The organism is Paenibacillus sabinae T27, assembly GCF_000612505.1.
Lineage (GTDB): Bacteria > Bacillota > Bacilli > Paenibacillales > Paenibacillaceae > Paenibacillus_AQ > Paenibacillus_AQ sabinae.
This window is the reverse complement of record NZ_CP004078.1, coordinates 4,101,629-4,121,638: the sequence shown is the minus strand read 5'-3', so window position 1 is coordinate 4,121,638 and position 20,010 is coordinate 4,101,629. Positions and strand designations below refer to the sequence as shown.

The window sequence follows — 20,010 nt, the reverse complement described above, 5'->3', positions numbered from 1 at the left end:
GAGTGCCCCCTTATCATTAATCGAATTAGAAATCACTGTGGTTTGAAAGAGTGAAGGGATTTCCTTGAAATGAGCGGTATACTCTGGCTTCTCTGTAGCGTAATTTGGTTTCATCGGCAATTTTCTCTCCGCTGTAAAAGTAGTCATAGGACCAAGACAGGGGGGGATGCTGGAGATAGAGCCATTCGAGATTGTGCTTATAATCGCTCCATAACTGTCTAAAGGCCCCGTCATGGGGAACACAGGCGTCTATGCGGCTATCCAGCAATCCCAAAAAGTTGCTGAAGTTCGCGCAGCGAAGAGGGGTGTGGTTGGTTAGACAGTATTCATCCCAGGAGCGAAAGACCTTTCTGCCGTTCTCATGCAGATTCCAGAATGCCAGACTATAGCCCGGATGACGCAGGACGCCCGCATTGAAAAAAGCGGGTACGAAATTCAGATAAGGCTGATCCGTAAAAATCCCGCCAGGCAGACCGCTGAAATCGCCTGCAATGATCTTCATCCACCATTTTGCAAAATGACGTCCTTCATCAGAGTTCTTTACGGCCACAAGACCGCTGTGAAAGGTGCCGTCCTGCAGCGTGCCGATTTCCCGGGAGCTATCCCAGGCGTCCGAAGGTTCGAGGTGATGGGGGGTTAACGCAACATCATAGTAGCTGAGCATGTGTCCGATTTCGTTTAGCGGCGTAAACACATACATCTCCGGATCAAGATAGACAATATGCTCTTCACCCGGAAAGGCTTCAAGAAGATAGGTTAACAGCCGCCCCTTCATCGCTGTTCCGCACTGGAGGGAGTTAAATTTGAATATATAGCTGTCAAAATCATAAAGTCCCAGGTAAGCGGAGATTTCTCTGGCCGTAAAAATCCAGTCAACGTCCGGCAAGGATTCCACCGGTTTCTCTTCTACCAGACAGACTAAAACTTTGGCGGAAGGCATCTGCCGTTTGACTGAATTTGCCAGAAGTCTTGCATGCGGCAGTCCGGATGCATTAACAACCGTTCCGATAATCAAAATGGTCATCCTCCTTATACTGGTATCCGAATACTGCAGTATATAGGTTGCATACGTATACCGTAACGGCGCCTGTCTCCCTGTTTGAACTCCCAATAAATAAAAGGTTTAAATACTAATATATCGGGGAACCTCGGGCGCCATCATCAACAGAAATCCTCCCTGCAGTCAAATTGCAAAGAAAAGCTATGAAGCCAGCAAGTCTTTCTATAATAGAAATAAGACTTGGCTGGCTTCTGTTGTTCTACCACCGGAAATGGTTCGAAATAGAGTATTTGAGGCGACCGGACATCTATATGTATTGATGCAGTGTCTTTCAAAACGGCTAATCTGCAGGATTTTTGAACCCAAAACGCTTATTCACATAGAAAACCTGCTGCTATACAGGTATTTGAGGCTGTGCTGACTGAACCTGAGGGTGGTCCGGAAAAAACCTGTATTTTCGCAGGCATGTGATTGAACGTGCGTTCCTACACGACCCAAAGATACACAATTTCAGGTATTCTGCATTAGCCCCGCTTCCATTGGATTGGCACCGTCCACCTGCCCGCTTCCAGCACAAAAACATCAGGTGTCCGGCAGCTATTTCCATTACTTGTAGGGTACCCTCGCATTCACCTCAATCCTCTCCCAGCAGCTCGCGCAGCATTCCCTCGCGGTCATTCATGAACGCTTTGGTCACTGCGTAATGCTCCGTTTCCTCCAAGGCCACCTTCCGGATCCCTTCCTCTTCCAGCAGCCAAATATCCGCCCCCGGATAGGACATCAGGATCGGTGAGTGGGTAGCGATGACAAATTGGGATTCGCTGCATACCAGTTCATGCATGCGGACCAGCAGCGACATTTGCCGCAGAGGCGATAGCGCCGCTTCAGGCTCGTCCAGGATGTACAGGCCTCGGCCGCCGAACCGGTGCATGAAAGCGGCGAAGAAGGATTCGCCATGCGACTGCTCATGCAGCGATTTGCCCCCGTAAGAATCTCTGATCCTTGGGCCGGGCGAGAGCTGCTCATCCAGTTCGTCGATGTAAGAGGCCACATTATAGTAGCTTTCCGCACGTAAAAAGAACCCGTCTTTCGGCCGTTTAACCCCTCTGGCAATCCGGAGATATTCATACAGGATAGAGTGTGAGGAGCGGGTATTGAATGAAAAATTTAGCGTTCCCCCTTCGGGATTAAACCCCCAGGCGGTGGCGATTCCCTCCAGCAGGGTCGATTTGCCGCTGCCGTTCTCTCCCACCAGGAAAGTGACCGGATTCCTGAATTCGAGCCGTTCCAGCGACCGAATCACCGGCAGATGAAAAGGATAGGAGCGGAAGGACGGAACCTTGTTCCTCAGTAGCTCCATATGGCGTAAATACAGCTTGTCATTCTCCATTGTTATATTCCTCCCCTACGCAAGGATGCTTCGATCCGAACTTAATCCATAGCGTCGTTTTTTTCTGGCGTCGTTTCTTCCACTCTATCATCTGTATTTCCTTAATTCCAAGTCGAGTCCAGGTCCATCTCTCAAGCTTGTACGGTTGCCAGAGGGCATCTGCCAATTTATTGCCTTTACGGACAGGTGTCTATAAGGCGGATATCTCCAAAGCATATAACTATTCTGTCAACAGATTACGACTGGGTAGGGTGAGGCTGTGAAAGCGAAAATATTGCAGGAGCATAAACAGGGCTACCGTGACGGTTACAGCCATGGCTACCATCTTGGTCTGTGCGAAGCTGTCAGACGGTTGATTCCGGTTACTGCCGGTCCCCGGCGTCCCTTGAGGCTGATGTATGTCCCGCAGGGATTCGATGCAATTGATGCCGGGGTAACGGAAGCGCTGACCGGTCTCGTTAGCGAACTGATCGTATGCCCGGCGCAGAGCATGCTGGAGACAGCCGCCAGGGAATCTCCTGAAGCGGTGCTGGTCATGAATGGACTGCATGTATTCCCGGATGACCATTTGGAGCAGATCGCGGAAATCCGCAGGCGGGGTATTATCACAGCCATCTGGTTTGTCGACGACCCCTATTTTACAAAGGATACGGCTGTTCTTTGCCGGCATTACGATCACGTGTTTACCCACGAACTGGGATGCATTGAATTTTACCGGTCGCATGGAGCGGAATCGGTGCATTACTTGCCGTTGTGCGTCAATCCCGGAATGTTCAACCCCCGGCGTACCGGGCCGGAGTATCGCTATGACATCGTCTTTATCGGCAATGCTTTTTTTAACCGGACTGAGCTGTTCGACCGTCTGGCCCCTATGTTCATCCAGCACCGGACGCTTATCGTCGGCGGATTCTGGGAGCGGCTGAAGACATTTGACACACTGTCCCCGTTCATCCACAAAGGCTTTATTCCTCCGGGAGAAACGGCGAATTATTACAGCGGCGCCAAGCTTGTCATCAATATTCACCGTCCCTGGGAAGGGGGACAGGATAACCGTAATTCGTATCAAATTGCCGGAAGATCGATCAACCCGCGCACCTATGAGATCAGCGCTTGCGGCGCAATGCAGATTACAGATGTAAGGGACGATCTGGAGAAGCATTACCGGCCGGGTTATGACCTGGAGACTTTTGGCTCGCCCGAGGAGCTGGAATCCAAAATTGAATACTATCTGAACCACGAAAAAGCCCGGCAGAAATTCGCCTTGCGGGCTCTGCGCACGACACTTCAGAACCATACCTTTGCGGCCCGGCTGCCAAGGCTGCTTGATGTGATCGACAAGGCGCGGACGAGAACTTAATTTGTAAAAGGAGCGAGTGAACGATGAGCAAAGATTTCATTCTTCCGGTCCCGCCGCTTCCCCTCACGACGGCTGAGCAATCGAAGCTGCAGGGGAGGCTGAACGGTTTTAAGAACGGCTATGAAGAAGGCTATTTCCGCGGGCGTCTGGCCATTCTGGACGGCCGGCCCGAAGAGCCGCTGCCCGTTCGCAATATTCATGTCATGTACGTCGCTTCCGGCAAAGGATACCCTTATTCCCCGCTGGACGAAGCCGTCCTGTCGTCGCTGCAAAGCCTCACGGCGGCTGTAACGGTAACCGACGTACATCAGAACTTGTTGGAACTGGCCGGTGGGAACAAGCCGGACTTGGTACTTGTGCTGGACGGAATGGATCTGCCGCTGGAACAAATCGACCGGATTCGGGGAATGGGCATTCGTACGGCGATCTGGCTGACGGATGATCCCTATTATACCGATTTCACGCTGGGCCTCGTGAACCACTATGATTATGTATTCACGCTGGAACGAAATTGCATCGAATATTACCGGCAGCTTGGCTGTAAAGAGGTTCATTATCTGCCTTTTGCGGCTTATCGTCCGCATTACCGCCCCACCCTTTCGAGATCGCCGGTCACTCGCGAAGTAAGCTTCATCGGCTCCGCGTATTGGAATCGGGTCCATTTCTTCCGGGAAATTATGCCGCAGCTGATGGAGTTCAATACAGTGATTAACGGTATCTGGTGGGATCGGCTTCCGGAGGCTCCGCTTTACGGCAACCGGATCGAGATCGGCAAATGGATGTCCCCGCAGGAGACGGCGACCGCCTACAGCGGTTCCAAAATCGTGATCAATCTGCACCGTTCCCATAAAGATGATATCGCCAACAACAACACGCTGGCGATTTCGGCCGCTTCGCCGAATCCGCGAACCTTCGAAATTGCCGCCAGCGGTACCCTGCAGCTGAGCGACATCCGGGATGATTTGGCATCCTTCTACAAGCCTGGAGAAGAGATTGTAACGTTCGGCTCTCAGCAGGAGATGATCGACAAAATCCGTTATTACCTGTCGCATGAGGAGGAACGTCAAGCCATTGCGCTTAAAGGGCTGGAGCGGACACTCCGGGAGCATACGTATCCGAAGCGGGTCAATCAGCTGTTAACCACGATATTCGGATGAATCTCCGCCCGGCTTACGTGTGCCAATTTGTGCTCCTGCCGCGGGCAGCTGTCACGTCCGCTTCCTCCGCTCCTTTCATACGATAAGCCAATGGCAAAACAGGCAGAAGACTCCGGATCATGCGGGAATTTGTTTCCGGTGCGGAACTTTGGAGAGCGGCAGGGGAGTCTTTCTATTCGGGCGGAGGAACCGGCAGGAGGTTGCCGTTAGCGTCCGGGCTTTGCATACCTAACAGGGAGGTGAGCGGCGGCTCCGAGAGCATCTGATCGGAAGCGCCAATACGCCAATGGCTGATAAACCTGCCGTTGTCCTTTTTTCCCACGTATCCAATGACAACAGTATTACCGGCGCCGAGAAGCTGCTGCTGTTCTTTGCCCGGGAACTGTCCTCCTACTTCGACTGCCTGCTCGTCGCTCCTCAAGAAGGCAAGCTGACCAGGCAGGCCCGCCACAGCGGAATACCAGTGGAGCTGCTGCCGATCCCGCTTGTGTACGGCATGTATACTCCCTATGCGGGACTTGAAGAGGACATAAGGTCGTTTCAGGAAGACAGGGAGTACAAGGAGCTGAAGGCATGGCTGGAACAGCGCCGTCCCGCCTTCATCATAACGAGCACTTGTGTGCACGTTCTGCCGGCTGCAGCCGCCAAATCGCTGGGCATACCGGTGATATGGAAGATCAGCGAGATTATTACCGAGAACGAGAACACTCCGCTGAGCATCCAGGTGATCAACCGGTTCAGCGATCAGATTATCTGCATATCGCAAACGGCGGCTCTTTCTTTTACAGATGAAATGCGGGCAAGCAAAATCGCACTGCTACCGCCAACCTGGGACGAAAGAGAGGTCATGACCGGGGCCTGGAGCAAGCTGAGGATTGAACGGCGGCGTGAGCTGCGTGTAGGGCCCGCTAGTCCGCTCATCGGCTATATCTCCTCATTTATCATCTGGGAAAAAGGGCTGGAGCATTTTATTCATATGGCCATACTCGTGGCACAGAAGCGTCCGGATGCTCGTTTCCTTGTTATCGGCCAGTCTCGAGACAAGGAATATTTCAATATCTGCAAACGCAAGGTGAGGCTGGAGGGCTTGTCTTCCCGATTTCGGTTTGAGAGTTATGCGGAATCAATTGCGGAGACTTACTGCGCCATGGATGTGCTGGTCGTTCCGAGTCTTGTCCGCGAGGGCTTTGGCATGACCGCCATGGAAGGACTTTCGTTCGGCAAGCCGGTCGTCGCCTATGATTCCGGGGGATTGGGAGAGATCATGCGGGCCGTAGATTGCAGCGAAGGCCTGGTTCCGCGGGAGAACAGCGAAGCGCTTGCGGAGCGCGCCCTTGCGCTGCTCTCGCAGCCGGAGCTGGCAGCGACGATCGGCGCCCGGTCACGCGGCCGCGTGATCGCCCTCTACGGCCCGGCGGCTTACCGCGAGCGCCTGCGCGGGCTCGCGGAGGCGTGGCTGCACCGCTGGGCCGGGCCGGCCGCTGCGGCCGCCCCGCCGGAGCCGCCCGCCGGCGAGGCCGCGGGCGAAAGCGCAGCGCCTGGAGCCGCGCCGCAGCGCCCGCCCGCGGGGCGCCGCGCAGCGAAGCGGCGCGGCCGGCTCCGGCGCAAGCTGGCCGGCCGTACCGCGCCGCCCCGGAGCGCGAAGCGGGCGAAACGCCCCCGCCGCGCGTCCCGGCGGAGGCGGACATCCCGCAAGCGCCGGAGCGCTGCCGCGCGGCGCCGGTAGCGGCACCGGGCTAAAATGACACCAAAGATTTAGAGCAGGGGAGTGAACGAATGAAAATCATGACCATTCTGGGCACGCGCCCCGAAATCATTCGCCTAAGCGTCATTATTCCGCTTCTGGACCGGTATGCGGACCGCCATGTGCTGGTGCATACGGGCCAGAATTTTACCGCCAGTCTAAGCGGCGTTTTCTTTGAGGAGCTGGGGCTGCGGGCACCGGATTACGTGCTGCAGGAGAAGCAAGCCGGACTTGGCGGACAACTCGCCGCCATGTTCGGCGGGCTGGAGCCGATCCTGCTCAAGGAACAGCCGGACCGCGTCCTGCTGCTCGGCGATACGAACAGCGCGCTGTGCGCCATTCTGGCCGAGCGGATGGGCATTCCGGTCATTCATATGGAAGCGGGCAACCGCTGCTACGATCTCGGAGTGCCGGAGGAGAAGAACCGTCGCGTCATCGACGCCGTTTCGACTATCAATATGCCATATACGCCGCAGAGCAAACGGCATCTGGCCGCCGAGGGCATTCCGAACGCCCGGATCATGCTCACCGGCAATCCGATTTATGAGGTTATGACACATTACGCGCCGCAAATTGCGGCCAGCGATATTTTGAAGCGGCTCAGCCTGACCCCGGGACAATATTTTCTCGTTACCGCGCACCGCGCCGAGAACGTCGACCGGACGGAGTCGCTGATGGAAATCATGAAAGGTTTAAACCTGATCGCCGAGCACTTCGGCCTTCGTCTGATTTGCAGCATCCATCCCCGCACCCGGTCGAAGCTTTCGGACTCTTTTCCACTACAGATGAATAGCCTCGTCGAGTTTTACGAGCCGTTCGGCTTCTTCGATTTCGTGGCTTTGGAGAAGAACGCACGCTGCGCCGTCACCGACAGCGGCACGGTTCAGGAAGAATGCTGCCTGATGGGTGTGCCGACCGTTACGATCCGCCGGACGACCGAGCGGCCGGAGACGGTGGACTGCGGAAGCAATGTCGTATCCGGAGTGGACAGCGGGAGTATTTTACGGTGCGTCCGGCTGATGACTTCAATGAACCGCGATTGGGAAGTCCCGGATGGATATAGAGTCCCGGATGTGTCGTTTAAGGTAGTTAAATTTTTACTTGGAGGGAACCTGTATGTTCAATAATCAACGGATTGCGGTTATCGGCGGTACCGGTTCCTGGGGACATGAGCTGATCCGTCAGCTTCTGCCCCAGAATCCGAAAGAAATCATCATTTTCTCTCGGAACGAATCCGCCCAGGTAGCCATGAGCCGGGAATTCGAGGACAGACGATTAAGCTTTGTCATCGGGGACATCCGTGATAAGGAAGCGCTGATTGCTGCATGCCGGGGAGTGGATTACGTGTACCATCTGGCTGCGCTGAAGCATGTTCCCGTCTGTGAGGATCAGCCCTACGAGGCGCTCAAGACGAACGTCATCGGTACCCAGAACGTTATAGAAGCGGCCATAGCAAACATGGTGAAAAAAGTGATTTATATCTCGACCGACAAAGCGGCCAATCCGTCCAACTTCTACGGCATGACCAAAGCCATCGGCGAGAAGCTGATCGTCTATGCGAACCTGCTCGGCTCGAGCACAAAGTTCGTTACGGTACGGGGCGGAAATGTACTGGGAACGAACGGCAGCGTTGTCCATTTGTTCATGAAGCAGATTCGGGAAAAAGGTGAAGTGAGGATTACCGATTTCAACATGACCCGGTTCTTCCTGACGCTGAGCGATGCGATTTCTCTGTTGTTCAAAGCGTCCGAGGTCAGCGTGGGCGGAGAAATTTTCGTGATGACTATGCCAACCTGCCGGATTGTCGATTTGGCCGAGGTGCTCATCGAGGCATCCGACAGACAGCATGTGAAAATCATCGAGACGGGCATCCGCCCCGGAGAGAAGATCAATGAAATTTTGATGAGCGATTTCGAAAGTCTGACCACTGTAGTATACGACGAGCAGTATCTTGTCATACTGCCTACGCTTGATATGCCTGATCTGAAGGCGCGGTATCAGACATGCGAGCCGGTGTCCTTCAGCAGCTTCAGCTCCGCGAACAATCTGATGTCCAAGCAAGAGATCAAGGATATCCTGATCCGGGGAGGTTTCCTCCAATGAAGCTGCTGATCCTCGGCGGAAACGGTATGGCGGGGCATATGCTGGTTGATTACTTCCGCCTTCAGGGAGAGCACGAGGTATTTTACACGACCAGGGACAAAAGCGACCGCAAAGGTCTTATACTCGATGCGGAAGATATTGCAGCAGTGGAGAGTACGGTGAGCATCGTCTCTCCTCACTGCATCATTAATGCGCTGGGCGTTCTTAACCAATCCGCGGCGAACCATAAAATTGCCGCCTATCATATCAATGGTATCCTCCCCCATCGTCTGCGGCTCGCCGCCGACGATGTATCCGCTCGGCTGATCCACATCAGCACCGACTGCGTCTTCGAGGGAACGCGGGGCGGCTATACGGAGGAAGATGCACCGGACGGAACCTCCGTGTACGCGGTAACCAAGGCGTTTGGCGAGGTTCGCGATTTCGGTCATCTCACGATTCGCACATCGATTATCGGTCCTGAAATACGAAAGAACGGCATCGGCCTCATGGGATGGTTCCTGGCGCAGACCGGCAAGGTTCCAGGCTACCGCCGCGTCATGTGGAACGGGGTGACGACGCTGGAGCTGGCCAAGGCCATCGATCGTCTGCTCGATTCTGAAGTGTCAGGCCTGATTCACCTGGCCCATCCCCAGCCGGTCAGTAAATACGAGCTGCTCGGGATGATTCAGACGGCCTTTCACAAGACCGACGCCGAGATTGTTCCCGATGATGATCATGTCCAGGACAGGACGCTGGTCAGCACACGTCCCGATATAACCTTTCATCTTCCGTCTTACCCTGCTATGCTTGCCGAACTGGCGGACTGGATGAAGCAAAGCCGGAGATATCCATGACCGCCAGAAAGCTGCTGATTACCGGTGCCGCCGGCTTTACGGGCCAGCATGCAGCCGCCTATTTTGCGGCGGAAGGTGCGGAGGTTACCGCAGTGCTGCGCAAGGCGCTCCCGGATGAATCCCGGGAACGCTTATTTCCGAAAGACGTTAAGACCTTTGTATGCGATTTGAATGACGCCGAAGCCGTCAAGAAGATGATAGAGGATACCGCTCCGGACGAGGTGCTTCATCTGGCCGGGAAGAATTCCGTACCGGAGTCGTGGCAGCACCCGGTTCGATATATGGAAACGAATGTCATGGCGGCTGTATATCTGCTTGACTCGCTTCGTTCCCGTAAGGAAGTTCGTCTGCTGGTGGCAGGATCGCGGCTGAAGTTCAATCCGGGAGCCGAAGAGCGGGCCGAGCATCCATACAGCCTCAGCAAGACGCTGGAAGAACTGATGTCGCTGTCCTGGGGATCGCTGTTTGGGCAGAAGGTGCTGGTCGCGGAGCCCTGCAACTTGATTGGCCCCGGCCCCTCTACCGGCTTCTGTTCACTGCTTGCCGGACATATCTTCCGCAGTGAACAGGGGATTGTCCAGCCGCCGTTTCGGCTGTCCTCCCGGCTTGACCAGCGGGATTTTCTTGATGTGAGGGATGCTGTAAGGGCGTATGATTGCATCTTGAAGCAGGGAGAACCGGGCATCGTGTACCAGATCGACTCGGGTAAAACCCGCACCCTTGGCGAGGTTACAGAGGGAATGCTGAATCTGACCCTGGCTGAGGTTCCGGTGGAATGGGGAATAGAATCCGGGCAGGAGCCGATAAATGCCACCGCTGCCGAAGCGCCGCAAAAGCCTGTAAACCCCTCGGACTCAGGAGCGCCGAAAAATCAGCCGGAGGCTGTCTCTACTCATGTGCATGCGTCCGTCCTTAACTGGCGCCCCGAAGTGCAGCTGGAGCGTTCGCTTGCCGACATTCTGGAATATTACCGAAGCAGCAACCGGAAAGGAGCATCGCCATGAATGCGAAAGTGTCGGTCATTATTCCGTTTTATAACTGCCCCTATATTGAGCAGGCTCTCCAGAGCGCGCTGTTACAATCCCAGACTCCTTATGAGATCATTGTCATCGACGACGGCTCCACCATGCACAGCGAGAAAATTGCTCCTTACCTCGCACATTCTCATGTTCATTATCTGGGCAAAGCCAATGGAGGCACCGCGTCTGCGCTGAATCACGGCATTCGTCATGCCTCCGGCGATTATGTCGCCTGGCTCAGTTCGGACGATGTCTTTTATCACGATAAAATCAGAAACCAGTCGCTGTTCATGGAGCATAACCGTCTGCTGATTTCCTACACCAACTTCAATTATATCAATGCCGCATCCCAGCTCGTTCAGTCGAATGCCGGGGCTGTTTTTGACAATCGGCTCGATTTCCTGCGCTGCTTTCTGCAAGGCAACCCTGTAAACGGCTGCACGGTCATGATCAAAAAGGAACTGTTCGGCGCCATCGGTTTGTTCGATGAATCGCTTCCTTTTACTCATGATTATGATTTGTGGTTCCGGGCGGTTCTGAACGGGTATCCTCCGGTGATGCTGAATCAATCCTTAACCGGGTACCGGCGTCATGAAGGTATGGGCACGATCAGGCATTATGACCGGATTATGGCTGAAGTGTCGGCGTTGAAAGAGCGATACAGCCCGCCGCTGCGCAGTCTCATCGCGTCTTTGGGAGGATAATAGAGCTGCAGCATGCCAAATCCTTTCAGCATAGCCCGCCCTCAGGGGAGCCATCCTAACGATTGTTGAACAGCAATCATAATGAGTGGAGGGTGAATGCATGTTGCGAAAGAGTATTGGTTTGTCTGTCTCCGCGGCCCTGCTGTTGGGGATGGTTGGAATCGCGGGATGCGCGAGCAACAACACAGCAGGAAATTACGGTGTACGGAGTGTACATGACGGCCGCATAAATGATGGTGTGCGAGGATTGCAAGATGGCCGCCTGAATGTCAATTCAGTGAGGGGACATGCGATCGACAGGCTGGATCTTGATCAAAAGCTTGCCGACCGCGTGGCTGCCATAAAGGATGTGCGCACAGCTAATGTTCTAACCGCCGGCCGCAGCGCTTATGTCGCTGTAACTCTGGAGAATAATGCCACCGGAGGGATGCGGGCCAAAGGCTTCAACGGTTTGGGTGCGAACATGATGCCGGGCAGCACCGGCTATGGAACAGGAAACGGCACCGGTTACGGTGCCGGAGTCGGTACCCATTACCCGACACGGGGAAGCAGCATGCCGGGAGCTGTTGCCAATAACAACAGAAGCTTGACGGGAACTGGCGCAGCGATACCTGGAACGGGAATGGGCGCAGCGTTACCAAATCCGGCCGGCCGCGGAGGCTTCTTCGGCGGCAACGGAGTGAACACGGGAATCACGGCGACGAGCGTTCAAGATACGCTTTCCAAAGAAGTGAAGACTAAGATCGCCGATGTCGTCAAAAAGAATGCGCCGGGCATTGACCGGGTGTATGTCTCCGCAAATGCTGATTTTGTTCAGCGTGTGAACAGCTACGCCGCACAAGCGCGGGCAGGTCATCCGCTGCAAGGTTTTGTGAATGAATTCCGCGTGATGGCGGAGCGGATTTTTCCTATGCGCAGCGGGGATAATACGTACAGATAAATGAACGGCAAAAAACGCAGAGGTTCTTCCCTGAGCGGATGAGTCTCTGCGTTAATGCCGTTTACATAACAAGCTTATAAAGGATGCCGCCGCCCGCCGATCCATACGCCGCGCAGGTTAAGCGTACCGTCCAGCAGCAGAATATCCGCCCGCTTGCCGGCTTCCAGCGAGCCGATGCTGCGCTCCATCCCGAGCGAGATAGCCGGGTTCAGGCTCGCCGCCCGTGAAGCGTCTTCCAGGCTCAGGCCCACCTCCTGGATAAGATAGCGGAAGCCCTTGATCATAGTAAGGGTGCTTCCGGCAAGCGCATCCGGGTTGTCTCGCAGGCGGGCAACGCCGTCCTGAACTTTCACCGGCAGATCGCCGATGGCATATTCCCCGTCGCTGAGTCCGGCTGCCGACATGGCGTCGGTTATAAGAATCAGGCCTTCCGGGCCTTTCAGCCGCGCCAGAATGGAAATAGCCGCCGGATGAACATGAATGCCGTCTGCGATGATCTCCGCACGAATCCGCGCGTCGGACAAGACCGCTCCGGCGGTACCGGGCTTGCGGTGATGCAGCGGGGTCATCTGGTTAAACGCGTGCACCGCCTGGTTAAGACCCGCGTCCGCTGCTGCGATAACCTGCTCGTATGTAGCGTCGGTATGGCCGAGAGCGGCCGTAATCCCGCGCTTGCGCAGCCAGGTGATTGTCGCTTCCGCGCCCTCGCGCTCAGGAGCCAGAGTAACCTGCCGGATGAGGCCCGGGTAGTCGCGCTCCCATTCCTCCAGCCAGAGGATGTTTGGCAGAACAATATGCTCAGGGTTCTGCGCCCCCGGCCATTTCGGGCTGATGAACGGCCCTTCCAAATGGATTCCCGCTATCTGTGCGTACGGCATATCTTCCGAGCGATAGGCACTGACGACGGCGAGCACGCGATCAATCGCCTCCTTGGAGGCAGTCATCGTCGTTGCCAGCAATGTCGTCGTTCCGCTCGATGCATGGAAGGCGGCCGTCTCCGAAATCTCCCGGGCGTCGGCGTACATGAAATCATGGCCGGCGCCGCCATGCACATGCACATCGACAAAGCCGGGAATGAGCAGGCCGTCCAGCCTGCGTTCGCCCTCCGTCCAGCCGGAGCAGGCTTCAGGCAGCCAACTCGCCTCTCCCGCATAGACAATGATGCCGTCCTGAACCGCGATGACGCCGTCTTTGACAACCCCTTGGGGAGTCAGCACGATGCCATACAGCAGTTGTTCCCGTTCCTGATTTACTTCAGCCATTGTCCCGCTCCTTCATCAAGCAGTACGACAACGTTCGGATGGGTCTGAAGCAAAGAGGCGGGGCACTGGGTCGTAATCGGTCCCTGAACCGCGTTTCGGATCGCTTCGGCCTTTTCCGCGCCGCGTACGAGCAGCAGAATTTGCCTTGCTTTCAGGATACTGCCGACGCCCATCGTAATCGCCTGCCGGGGAACATCGTCAATCGAAGGGAAGAAGCGAGCGTTGGCCTCCCGCGTTGCCTGTAGCAAATCGACGACATGGGTGCCGCTGCTCAGGCCGGCATCCGGTTCGTTAAAGCCGATATGCCCGTTGCTGCCGATTCCGAGGATTTGCAAATCGACAGGTCCGTTACTTTCCAGCATTTGGTCATAAGCCAGGCATTCGGCCTCCAGATCTTTGGCACTGCCGTTTGGCACATGGGTCCGGGACAGGTCAATATCGATATGGCTGAATAGATGCTTGTTCATGAAGCTGCGGTAGGTTTCCGGATGATCTGTCGGGAGCCCTACGTACTCGTCAAGATTATAGGATGAAGCCTTGGCAAAGCTCACGAGACCCCCCCGGTACATCTGAACCAGCCGCTCGTAGACGCCGATGGGCGAACTGCCGGTGGCGAGGCCGAGAACGGCTTTCGGATTGCTCTGCAGCAGGCTGGCGACCAGACTGGCCCCAGTCTGCACGAAATCTTCGTCGTTGTGAAATTTCATAATATTCATTATTCTCTACCTCCCCGTTTATGACGGAATTGCCGGACATTCCGGTAGGACTGCTCCAGCTTCGGAATATAATCGCCGAACCGTTTGCTGACCATCCCGGTAAATAAAATATCAATCACGTGAAGCTGGGCGATCCGCGATGCCATGTCACCTCTGCGCATTCCTTGCTCCAGCGAGGAGGAGAAGAGCGATATCCCGCTGAGTGAGGCCAGCGAGCTGCTGCCATAGGAAGTAAGCGAGACCGTGGCTGCGCCGCTGCTCTTTGCGCACAGAAGTGCGTCGATCGTCTCCGGGGTCTCCCCGGAGTACGAAATGGCAAAGGCGACGTCCCCCTCCGACAGGGAGGAGGCCGAGGTGATCTGCATGTGCGAATCAGCAAAGGCCGTGCAGTTCACGCCGATCCGGATCAGCTTCTGATAGAAGTCCTGGGCGATGATGGACGAGGTGGCCATTCCGTACAGATCCACCCGCCGGGCGCTGCAGAGCAAATCCACTGTCTGTTCAAGCCGCCCGATGTCCAGCAGCGACGTCGTGTCGCGGATGGAAGCGAGGTGATTCGCCTGCATGGCTTCCACAATGACGGAAAGCGGATTTCCAGCCATAATATCCTGATAGGAGGAACCGCCCTCCTGAGGCGCTCCATCGCCGTGAGCGATTTCGGCAGCCAGCTTCACCTTGAAATCAGGGAAGCCTTTAAAGTGAAACTCTTTGCAAAAGCGTGTGATTGTTGCGGCGCTGATGCCGCATTGCTCCGCCAGCTCTGTGATGCCCATATGGACAATCTCGCCAGGGGAGGCAAGAATCCGCTCCGCCAGTCTGCGCTCCATTTGGGAGAGCTTGGACTTTTCGCGCTCCAGTGCATGCAGGATTGGAGTCATCGGTCCACCTCGTATTCCGATTATTGAAATTATTTTTGTTATTATAAAAGAAAATAAGAAAATTATTTTCATACATAGAATAAAAGAAAAGCTTGCGGGATGCAAGAGGTCTTTTCATAATAAATGGCCGTCCTTCCGGTTTGAATACCGGAAGGGCGGCCGTTAAGATTCAGGTGAAATCCCCGTACCCTGCATGTTTTAAATATTCGACGAAGGCTTTGATATCCTGTGCCCTTTCCTTCGGACAGACCAGAATCACGTCTTTCGTCTGGATAATCATCATATCCGATAAGCCGATCGAAGCAATCAGAATATCGCTGCTGATGATGACCGAATCCCGGGTATCCATTCCGATATGACTGCCTCTGACGGCGTTGCCGCTGCTGTCACAGCCGGTCAATCTTCCGAACGCCTCCAGACTCCCGATATCATCCCAATCGAAATCGCCTTTAACCGCCAACAGGCTGCTGCTATGCTCCAGTACACCGTTATCAAAAGACAGATCGGGCAGCCGGGTGTAAGCCTGTTCGATCAAAGAATGGAAGCTTGGGGAGTCGAGATGGTCCAAGGCCTCGGACAAAATATGGAAGTGCTCCTGCATATGCTGCTGAATCCCGTTTTTGAAGGCCTGCAGACTGCCCGCGACGATCCCGCTATTCCATAAATACTGACCGGAAGCTACATAAGCGCGGGCGGTTTCCGCATCCGGTTTCTCCTTGAACTGCCGGACACGGGAAATTTGCCGGGGACCGGCTGAAGGGTCTGAATCTATATTAATGTAGCCATAGCCGATAGCCGGGTAGGTAGGATTCACGCCGATAACAGTTAATGTCGAGCTGCTGCTGCACTCCTTGAACGCCAGACGGATTGCCTTAAGGTACTCCTGTTTGTTGCCGACATAGCTGTCGGCCGGAATAAAGCAGACCGAGCCTTTCCGGAATCGCCGTTCCAGCAGTAAGGCCGCATAGGAAATGCAGCCGCCGGTGTTTTTGCGGAGGGGTTCGAGGATAATATTTTGGCGGGGAATGAGGTTTCCCAGCACTTCCTGCGTCAGATCGGCATAGTTATGATTCGTAATGACAAAGCATTTGTCCGGCGGAATCAGTTCCGTAATGCGCTCAATTGTCCGTTGAAGCATGCTGCCGGTTCCATCGGCACTGATAAACTGTTTTGGTCTCTGTTCCCTGGAGAGGGGCCACAGCCGAAGTCCGGCGCCGCCGGCCATAATGACTGCATACTGATCCATTTTTTTCACCTTCCCGATGCCGAGGCCTGCCCGAGTAAATGGCGATTGTAAGGTATTTATATGAGCGGGAAGATGTGAAGGTATGGGTGTTACCCTCGGCAGCCATAAAAAATGCGGCAGCACATCCGGATGCTTCCTGACCGGATGGCTGCCGCCCCTTCAGCTTAGGGAACCGGCCTGCGTTTCGAATTGCAAGTGATTAATCATTAGCCTGAATGGTTACCGGCATGCCGGAAGAATCATGCGGCTTGCCCTGCATGGCCAGTAAAGCCTGGTCCTTATTGAGCAGCCCTTCCCAGCGGGCCACGACGAAGGTTGCGACGGTGTAGCCGATAATGTTGATCGTCGTGCGGAAGTTACCCATAATGCGGTCAGGTGCAAGCATCAGCGCAACGGCTGCGATGGGGATAGAGCCTGTGCTTGCCGCAGTAGCTGACAAGGCGACGAACGCCGATCCCGGAATGCCGGCCATTCCCTTGGAAGTCAGCAGCAATACGGCGAGAAGTACGATTTGCTCATATATGCTGAGTTCTACGCCGGTTGCTTGTGCCAGGAAGACGAGCGCCAGCGACAGGTAGATTGAGGCGCCGTCGAGATTGAAAGAGTACCCGGTTGGAACGACAAGCCCGACAACCGAACGGTGGCAGCCCGCACGCTCCAGCTTTCTCATAATTTGCGGCATAACGGCCTCTGTCGAGCCGGTTGCGAAGGAAAATACAATCTCCTCGCGAACAAGCATAATCGCTTTCCACAGACCGATGCCGACAAACACACGCATGACAACCTCAAGAACAAGCAGGAAGAGCAGACAGGCCACCGTCATAGCGAGGAAGAGTTTGCCGAAAGCAATCAGTGTCTGCATGCCGTACTGGCTTACCGTGAATGCCATCGCCCCAAAGGTAGCGATTGTGGTGAGCTTCATAATGAAGCCCATGATTTGAAAAATAACGTGGCTCAGATGCTCCAAGAGGTCGATAATGACATCTGAGGTTTTGCCCCCGACCCGAACGAGCGCAAAGCCGAACAGACAGGACACGAGCAGCACCTGCAGCATTGTGTTCGTGGCAAACGCCGATACAACGCTGTCTGGAATAATGTTCATAAAGAATTCAGTTCCATGAGGGAGCTCGGAGTTCTTGGTCACTTTAGTCACAGCGTCAGTGGACAGCAAATCAGGATTCACATGCATCCCTGATCCCGGATTCATCACGTTCGCAACAAGCATGCCGATAATCAGGGCGATTGTCGTTACAATCTCAAAGTACAGCAGCGCTTTGCCGCCGATCCGGCCGACCGTCTTGATGTTGCCGACCTTTGCAATGCCCAGCACGACAACAACAAAGACAAGCGGAGAAATAATCATCTTGATGAGTTTGATAAAGCCGTCTCCGAGCGGTTTCAAAGCAATTCCGAATGAAGGCCAAAGATATCCAACCACGATACCCAGTACGATGGACATAAGAATTTGAAAGAATAGGCCTTTATAAAAAGGCTGGCGGGGCTTTGCTGCTGTCTTGTTCATGTTTGTCATCCTCCCAATCGTTTTCATAGATTTTAACCTGCCGATGTTTTGTGACAGTTCCCCCTCAATGCGTACCTTTCATGTTAGTTTTTATAACTTATCTTGTTCTCTATGGACTCATTATAATCGATCGATTTCCGTAAAACACTATACAATTTAAACAAAAATGACCACAATTATTGTTTATGTTGTATAATCAATACACAAGATGATAGGTATTGATGATATTTTACAAATAATAGGGTTAACTAATCTTCCATGGGTGAAGGGATGGACTTCTATGAAATTAGCGGAGCTCCTCAAAATTCCGTTTTTGCTGGAATCCAAAGTCATATGCGGCTTTCAGGGGCTGAATCGGGATGTCCGTTCCGTCAATATGATGGATGCCCCGGATATTATTGATTTTGTGAAGCCTGACGAACTGCTGATCACCACGGCTTATGCCTTAAAGGACCACCCGGAGGAGCTTGTGGCGCTTATCCCCGAATTATCGGCGGCGGGCTGTGTGGGACTTGGAATCAAAAAGCGTTTCTGGTCCGCGATCCCCCAAGAGGCCGTCGCCGTTGCCAACGAGGTCGGGTTTCCGTTGATCGAGCTGCCGCTCAATGTTTCGCTCGGCGATCTCATTAACCAGGCTATCGATTCGATTCTGGACAAGCATGCCGATACGCTGCGCAATGCGCTGAAGAGCCACCGCCAATTTTCCAGCCTGATTCTGAAAGGACAGGGGATTCCCGAAATTGTGCGCGATTTGGCCGAGCTGCTGGACAGCCCCGCCGTTCTTCTGGATCAAAGATTGAGTCTGATCTCGGCATCCTCGCATTTCCGCAAGCAGGCCTATCAGGACTTGCTTCCACATATCCGCGAGTCGGCAGGCCAGCTTCCGAATGAAGAACGGACCTTCATCAGCTTTCTTGCGGATGCCGCTCCCGAAGGGCTGAATTATATCGCCGCGCATCCTATTTTGACGTATCAGCCCCAGGGCTTCCTATTGATCCTTCAGCAGTCGGCTGAACTTCAGCCGCTCCCGGTCATGATCATGGAACAGGCCGCCAACGTGATCAGCTTTGAGCTGCTCAAGAAGCAGGCGGTAAAGGAACGCTCCAGACGCTACAAGAATGATCTGTTTACGGACATCGTTAACGGGTTCATGACCTCCGAGCAGGAATTGATTCACCGGGGGATGCGGTACGGACTGGCCGAGGTTTTACCGTCGCTGTGCATTGTCATCAAGCAGGATGAGGAGCTGGGCAGAAGGGGGAATGCTCTACCGCCTTCCGAGGAGCAGCAATTGTCGAGGCGGGAAGAGCTGTATGAAGTGCTCAAGGATGCATTCCGGTCGCGGGGGCATTCGTTCGTGCTCTTCAGCAACAAAGACCAGTTCGTGCTGATTCTCTCCGTCTCCAAAGATAAGACCAATCCCATGGACACGGAACGGATGCTCCGGGAACAGCTGACCGAAATCAGTGACGATCTGTATCACAGGGAGGGGATTTCCCTGTCGGTCGGAGTCGGAAATCCGGTTGACCGCCTGACGGAGCTTCCCGTTACCTACAAGGAAGCGGTTGAAGCGTGGGAGACCGCCCACAGCAGCAAGAAGCGGCGTTTTGTCCAGTTTTATCATGTGAAGAAATTGACGGATCTGCTGCGGATGCTGCCGATTGAAGAGCTTAAGAAATACTATGATGACACCTTTAAAGAATTGAACCGGCTGGAGGCAAAAGAAAGGCAGGATCTGATGCGCACGCTGGTCGCCTATCACGATAACAACTGCCAGATTGCCGAGACGGCGAAGCAGCTGTTCGTGCATCGGAATACCGTCGTCTACCGGCTGGAAAAATGCGAGCAGCTCACCGGACGCAAAATCAGAAATACGAGCGACAATCTGCGCTTTAAGGTCGCCTATCTAATGGAGCAGTTGATTGACGCGGAATAAATGTGGCGCGTGAGCTGTAAGAACGAACCTTCAACTCCTTTGTTAACACGGGGGATGAAGGTTCTTTTTGACTTTTCTGAGCTATGCGCGGCTATATCACTTTCAGTCCCTTTTTTAACGGCAAATCCCCGTCGCCCAATTCATCCCGTAGGCAGCACCATTAAGATTACAAATACATACTATAAATTTGACTGTATCCC

General features: G+C 54.3%; 17 protein-coding genes. 10 read left to right on the top strand and 7 right to left on the bottom strand.

The window, feature by feature from the left end; genetic code table 11:
- Nucleotides 1–25 precede the first annotated feature (25 nt).
- Entirely contained in the window at nucleotides 26–1,024 is a 999-nt protein-coding gene (locus PSAB_RS18935; RefSeq protein ID WP_144240541.1) for a hypothetical protein, read from the bottom strand.
- Nucleotides 1,025–1,634: 610 nt separating this feature from the next.
- Complete coding sequence (locus PSAB_RS18930) at nucleotides 1,635–2,390, bottom strand: AAA family ATPase (RefSeq protein ID WP_025336157.1); 756 nt, start codon at nucleotides 2,388–2,390, stop codon at nucleotides 1,635–1,637.
- Nucleotides 2,391–2,649: 259 nt separating this feature from the next.
- Here PSAB_RS18930 and PSAB_RS18925 point away from each other — a divergent pair, with 259 nt between their 5' ends.
- The 9 genes from PSAB_RS18925 to PSAB_RS24690 all read left to right on the top strand — a co-directional run bounded on the left by PSAB_RS18925 (nucleotide 2,650) and on the right by PSAB_RS24690 (nucleotide 12,250).
- Nucleotides 2,650–3,747 (top strand): CgeB family protein, encoded by a 1,098-nt coding sequence (locus PSAB_RS18925; protein WP_025336156.1) that lies wholly within the window; start codon nucleotides 2,650–2,652, stop codon nucleotides 3,745–3,747.
- Nucleotides 3,748–3,770: 23 nt separating this feature from the next.
- Nucleotides 3,771–4,904: a CgeB family protein gene (locus tag PSAB_RS18920; RefSeq protein WP_025336155.1), complete on the top strand. Its 1,134-nt coding sequence runs from the start codon at nucleotides 3,771–3,773 to the stop codon at nucleotides 4,902–4,904.
- Nucleotides 4,905–5,190: 286 nt separating this feature from the next.
- A complete protein-coding gene (locus PSAB_RS18915; RefSeq protein ID WP_025336154.1) occupies nucleotides 5,191–6,630 on the top strand; it encodes a glycosyltransferase family 4 protein in 1,440 nt (479 codons plus the stop codon).
- Nucleotides 6,631–6,680: 50 nt separating this feature from the next.
- A complete protein-coding gene (gene wecB, locus PSAB_RS18910) occupies nucleotides 6,681–7,775 on the top strand; it encodes a non-hydrolyzing UDP-N-acetylglucosamine 2-epimerase (protein ID WP_025336153.1) in 1,095 nt (364 codons plus the stop codon).
- Complete coding sequence (locus PSAB_RS18905; RefSeq protein ID WP_025336152.1) at nucleotides 7,765–8,751, top strand: polysaccharide biosynthesis protein; 987 nt, start codon at nucleotides 7,765–7,767, stop codon at nucleotides 8,749–8,751. Before wecB ends, PSAB_RS18905 begins: the two co-directional genes overlap by 11 nt.
- Nucleotides 8,748–9,587, top strand: coding sequence for a dTDP-4-dehydrorhamnose reductase family protein (locus tag PSAB_RS18900; protein WP_025336151.1), 840 nt, complete (start codon nucleotides 8,748–8,750; stop codon nucleotides 9,585–9,587). Before PSAB_RS18905 ends, PSAB_RS18900 begins: the two co-directional genes overlap by 4 nt.
- Complete coding sequence (locus PSAB_RS18895) at nucleotides 9,584–10,591, top strand: NAD-dependent epimerase/dehydratase family protein (RefSeq protein ID WP_025336150.1); 1,008 nt, start codon at nucleotides 9,584–9,586, stop codon at nucleotides 10,589–10,591. Before PSAB_RS18900 ends, PSAB_RS18895 begins: the two co-directional genes overlap by 4 nt.
- Entirely contained in the window at nucleotides 10,588–11,310 is a 723-nt protein-coding gene (locus PSAB_RS18890; RefSeq protein WP_025336149.1) for a glycosyltransferase, read from the top strand. The genes PSAB_RS18895 and PSAB_RS18890 overlap by 4 nt, the downstream gene beginning before the upstream one ends.
- Before the next feature lie 100 nt (nucleotides 11,311–11,410).
- Nucleotides 11,411–12,250 carry a YhcN/YlaJ family sporulation lipoprotein gene (locus PSAB_RS24690; RefSeq protein ID WP_025336148.1) on the top strand — a complete coding sequence of 280 codons (840 nt, stop codon included), beginning with the start codon at nucleotides 11,411–11,413 and terminating at the stop codon, nucleotides 12,248–12,250.
- Between the two features lie 74 nt (nucleotides 12,251–12,324).
- Here the strand turns inward: PSAB_RS24690 and nagA are convergent, their stop codons facing one another.
- The 5 genes from nagA to PSAB_RS18860 all read right to left on the bottom strand — a co-directional run bounded on the left by nagA (nucleotide 12,325) and on the right by PSAB_RS18860 (nucleotide 17,874).
- Nucleotides 12,325–13,512, bottom strand: a complete 1,188-nt coding sequence (nagA, locus tag PSAB_RS18880) for an N-acetylglucosamine-6-phosphate deacetylase (RefSeq protein ID WP_025336147.1) — start codon at nucleotides 13,510–13,512, stop codon at nucleotides 12,325–12,327.
- The gene (gene nagB / locus PSAB_RS18875) at nucleotides 13,500–14,228 is read right to left on the bottom strand and encodes a glucosamine-6-phosphate deaminase (RefSeq protein ID WP_025336146.1); all 729 of its coding nucleotides are present in this window, start codon (nucleotides 14,226–14,228) and stop codon (nucleotides 13,500–13,502) included. The genes nagA and nagB overlap by 13 nt, the downstream gene beginning before the upstream one ends.
- A complete protein-coding gene (locus PSAB_RS18870) occupies nucleotides 14,228–15,106 on the bottom strand; it encodes a MurR/RpiR family transcriptional regulator (protein WP_025336145.1) in 879 nt (292 codons plus the stop codon). The genes nagB and PSAB_RS18870 overlap by 1 nt, the downstream gene beginning before the upstream one ends.
- A 169-nt stretch (nucleotides 15,107–15,275) precedes the next feature.
- A complete protein-coding gene (locus PSAB_RS18865) occupies nucleotides 15,276–16,352 on the bottom strand; it encodes a mannose-1-phosphate guanylyltransferase (protein WP_025336144.1) in 1,077 nt (358 codons plus the stop codon).
- Between the two features lie 199 nt (nucleotides 16,353–16,551).
- On the bottom strand, nucleotides 16,552–17,874 hold the full coding sequence (locus tag PSAB_RS18860) for a cation:dicarboxylate symporter family transporter (RefSeq protein WP_038596100.1): 1,323 nt from the start codon (nucleotides 17,872–17,874) through the stop codon (nucleotides 16,552–16,554).
- A gap of 280 nt (nucleotides 17,875–18,154) precedes the next feature.
- On the opposite strand from PSAB_RS18860, the gene PSAB_RS18855 reads away from it, so the two are divergent.
- Complete coding sequence (locus PSAB_RS18855) at nucleotides 18,155–19,810, top strand: PucR family transcriptional regulator (protein WP_025336142.1); 1,656 nt, start codon at nucleotides 18,155–18,157, stop codon at nucleotides 19,808–19,810.
- Nucleotides 19,811–20,010 lie beyond the last annotated feature (200 nt).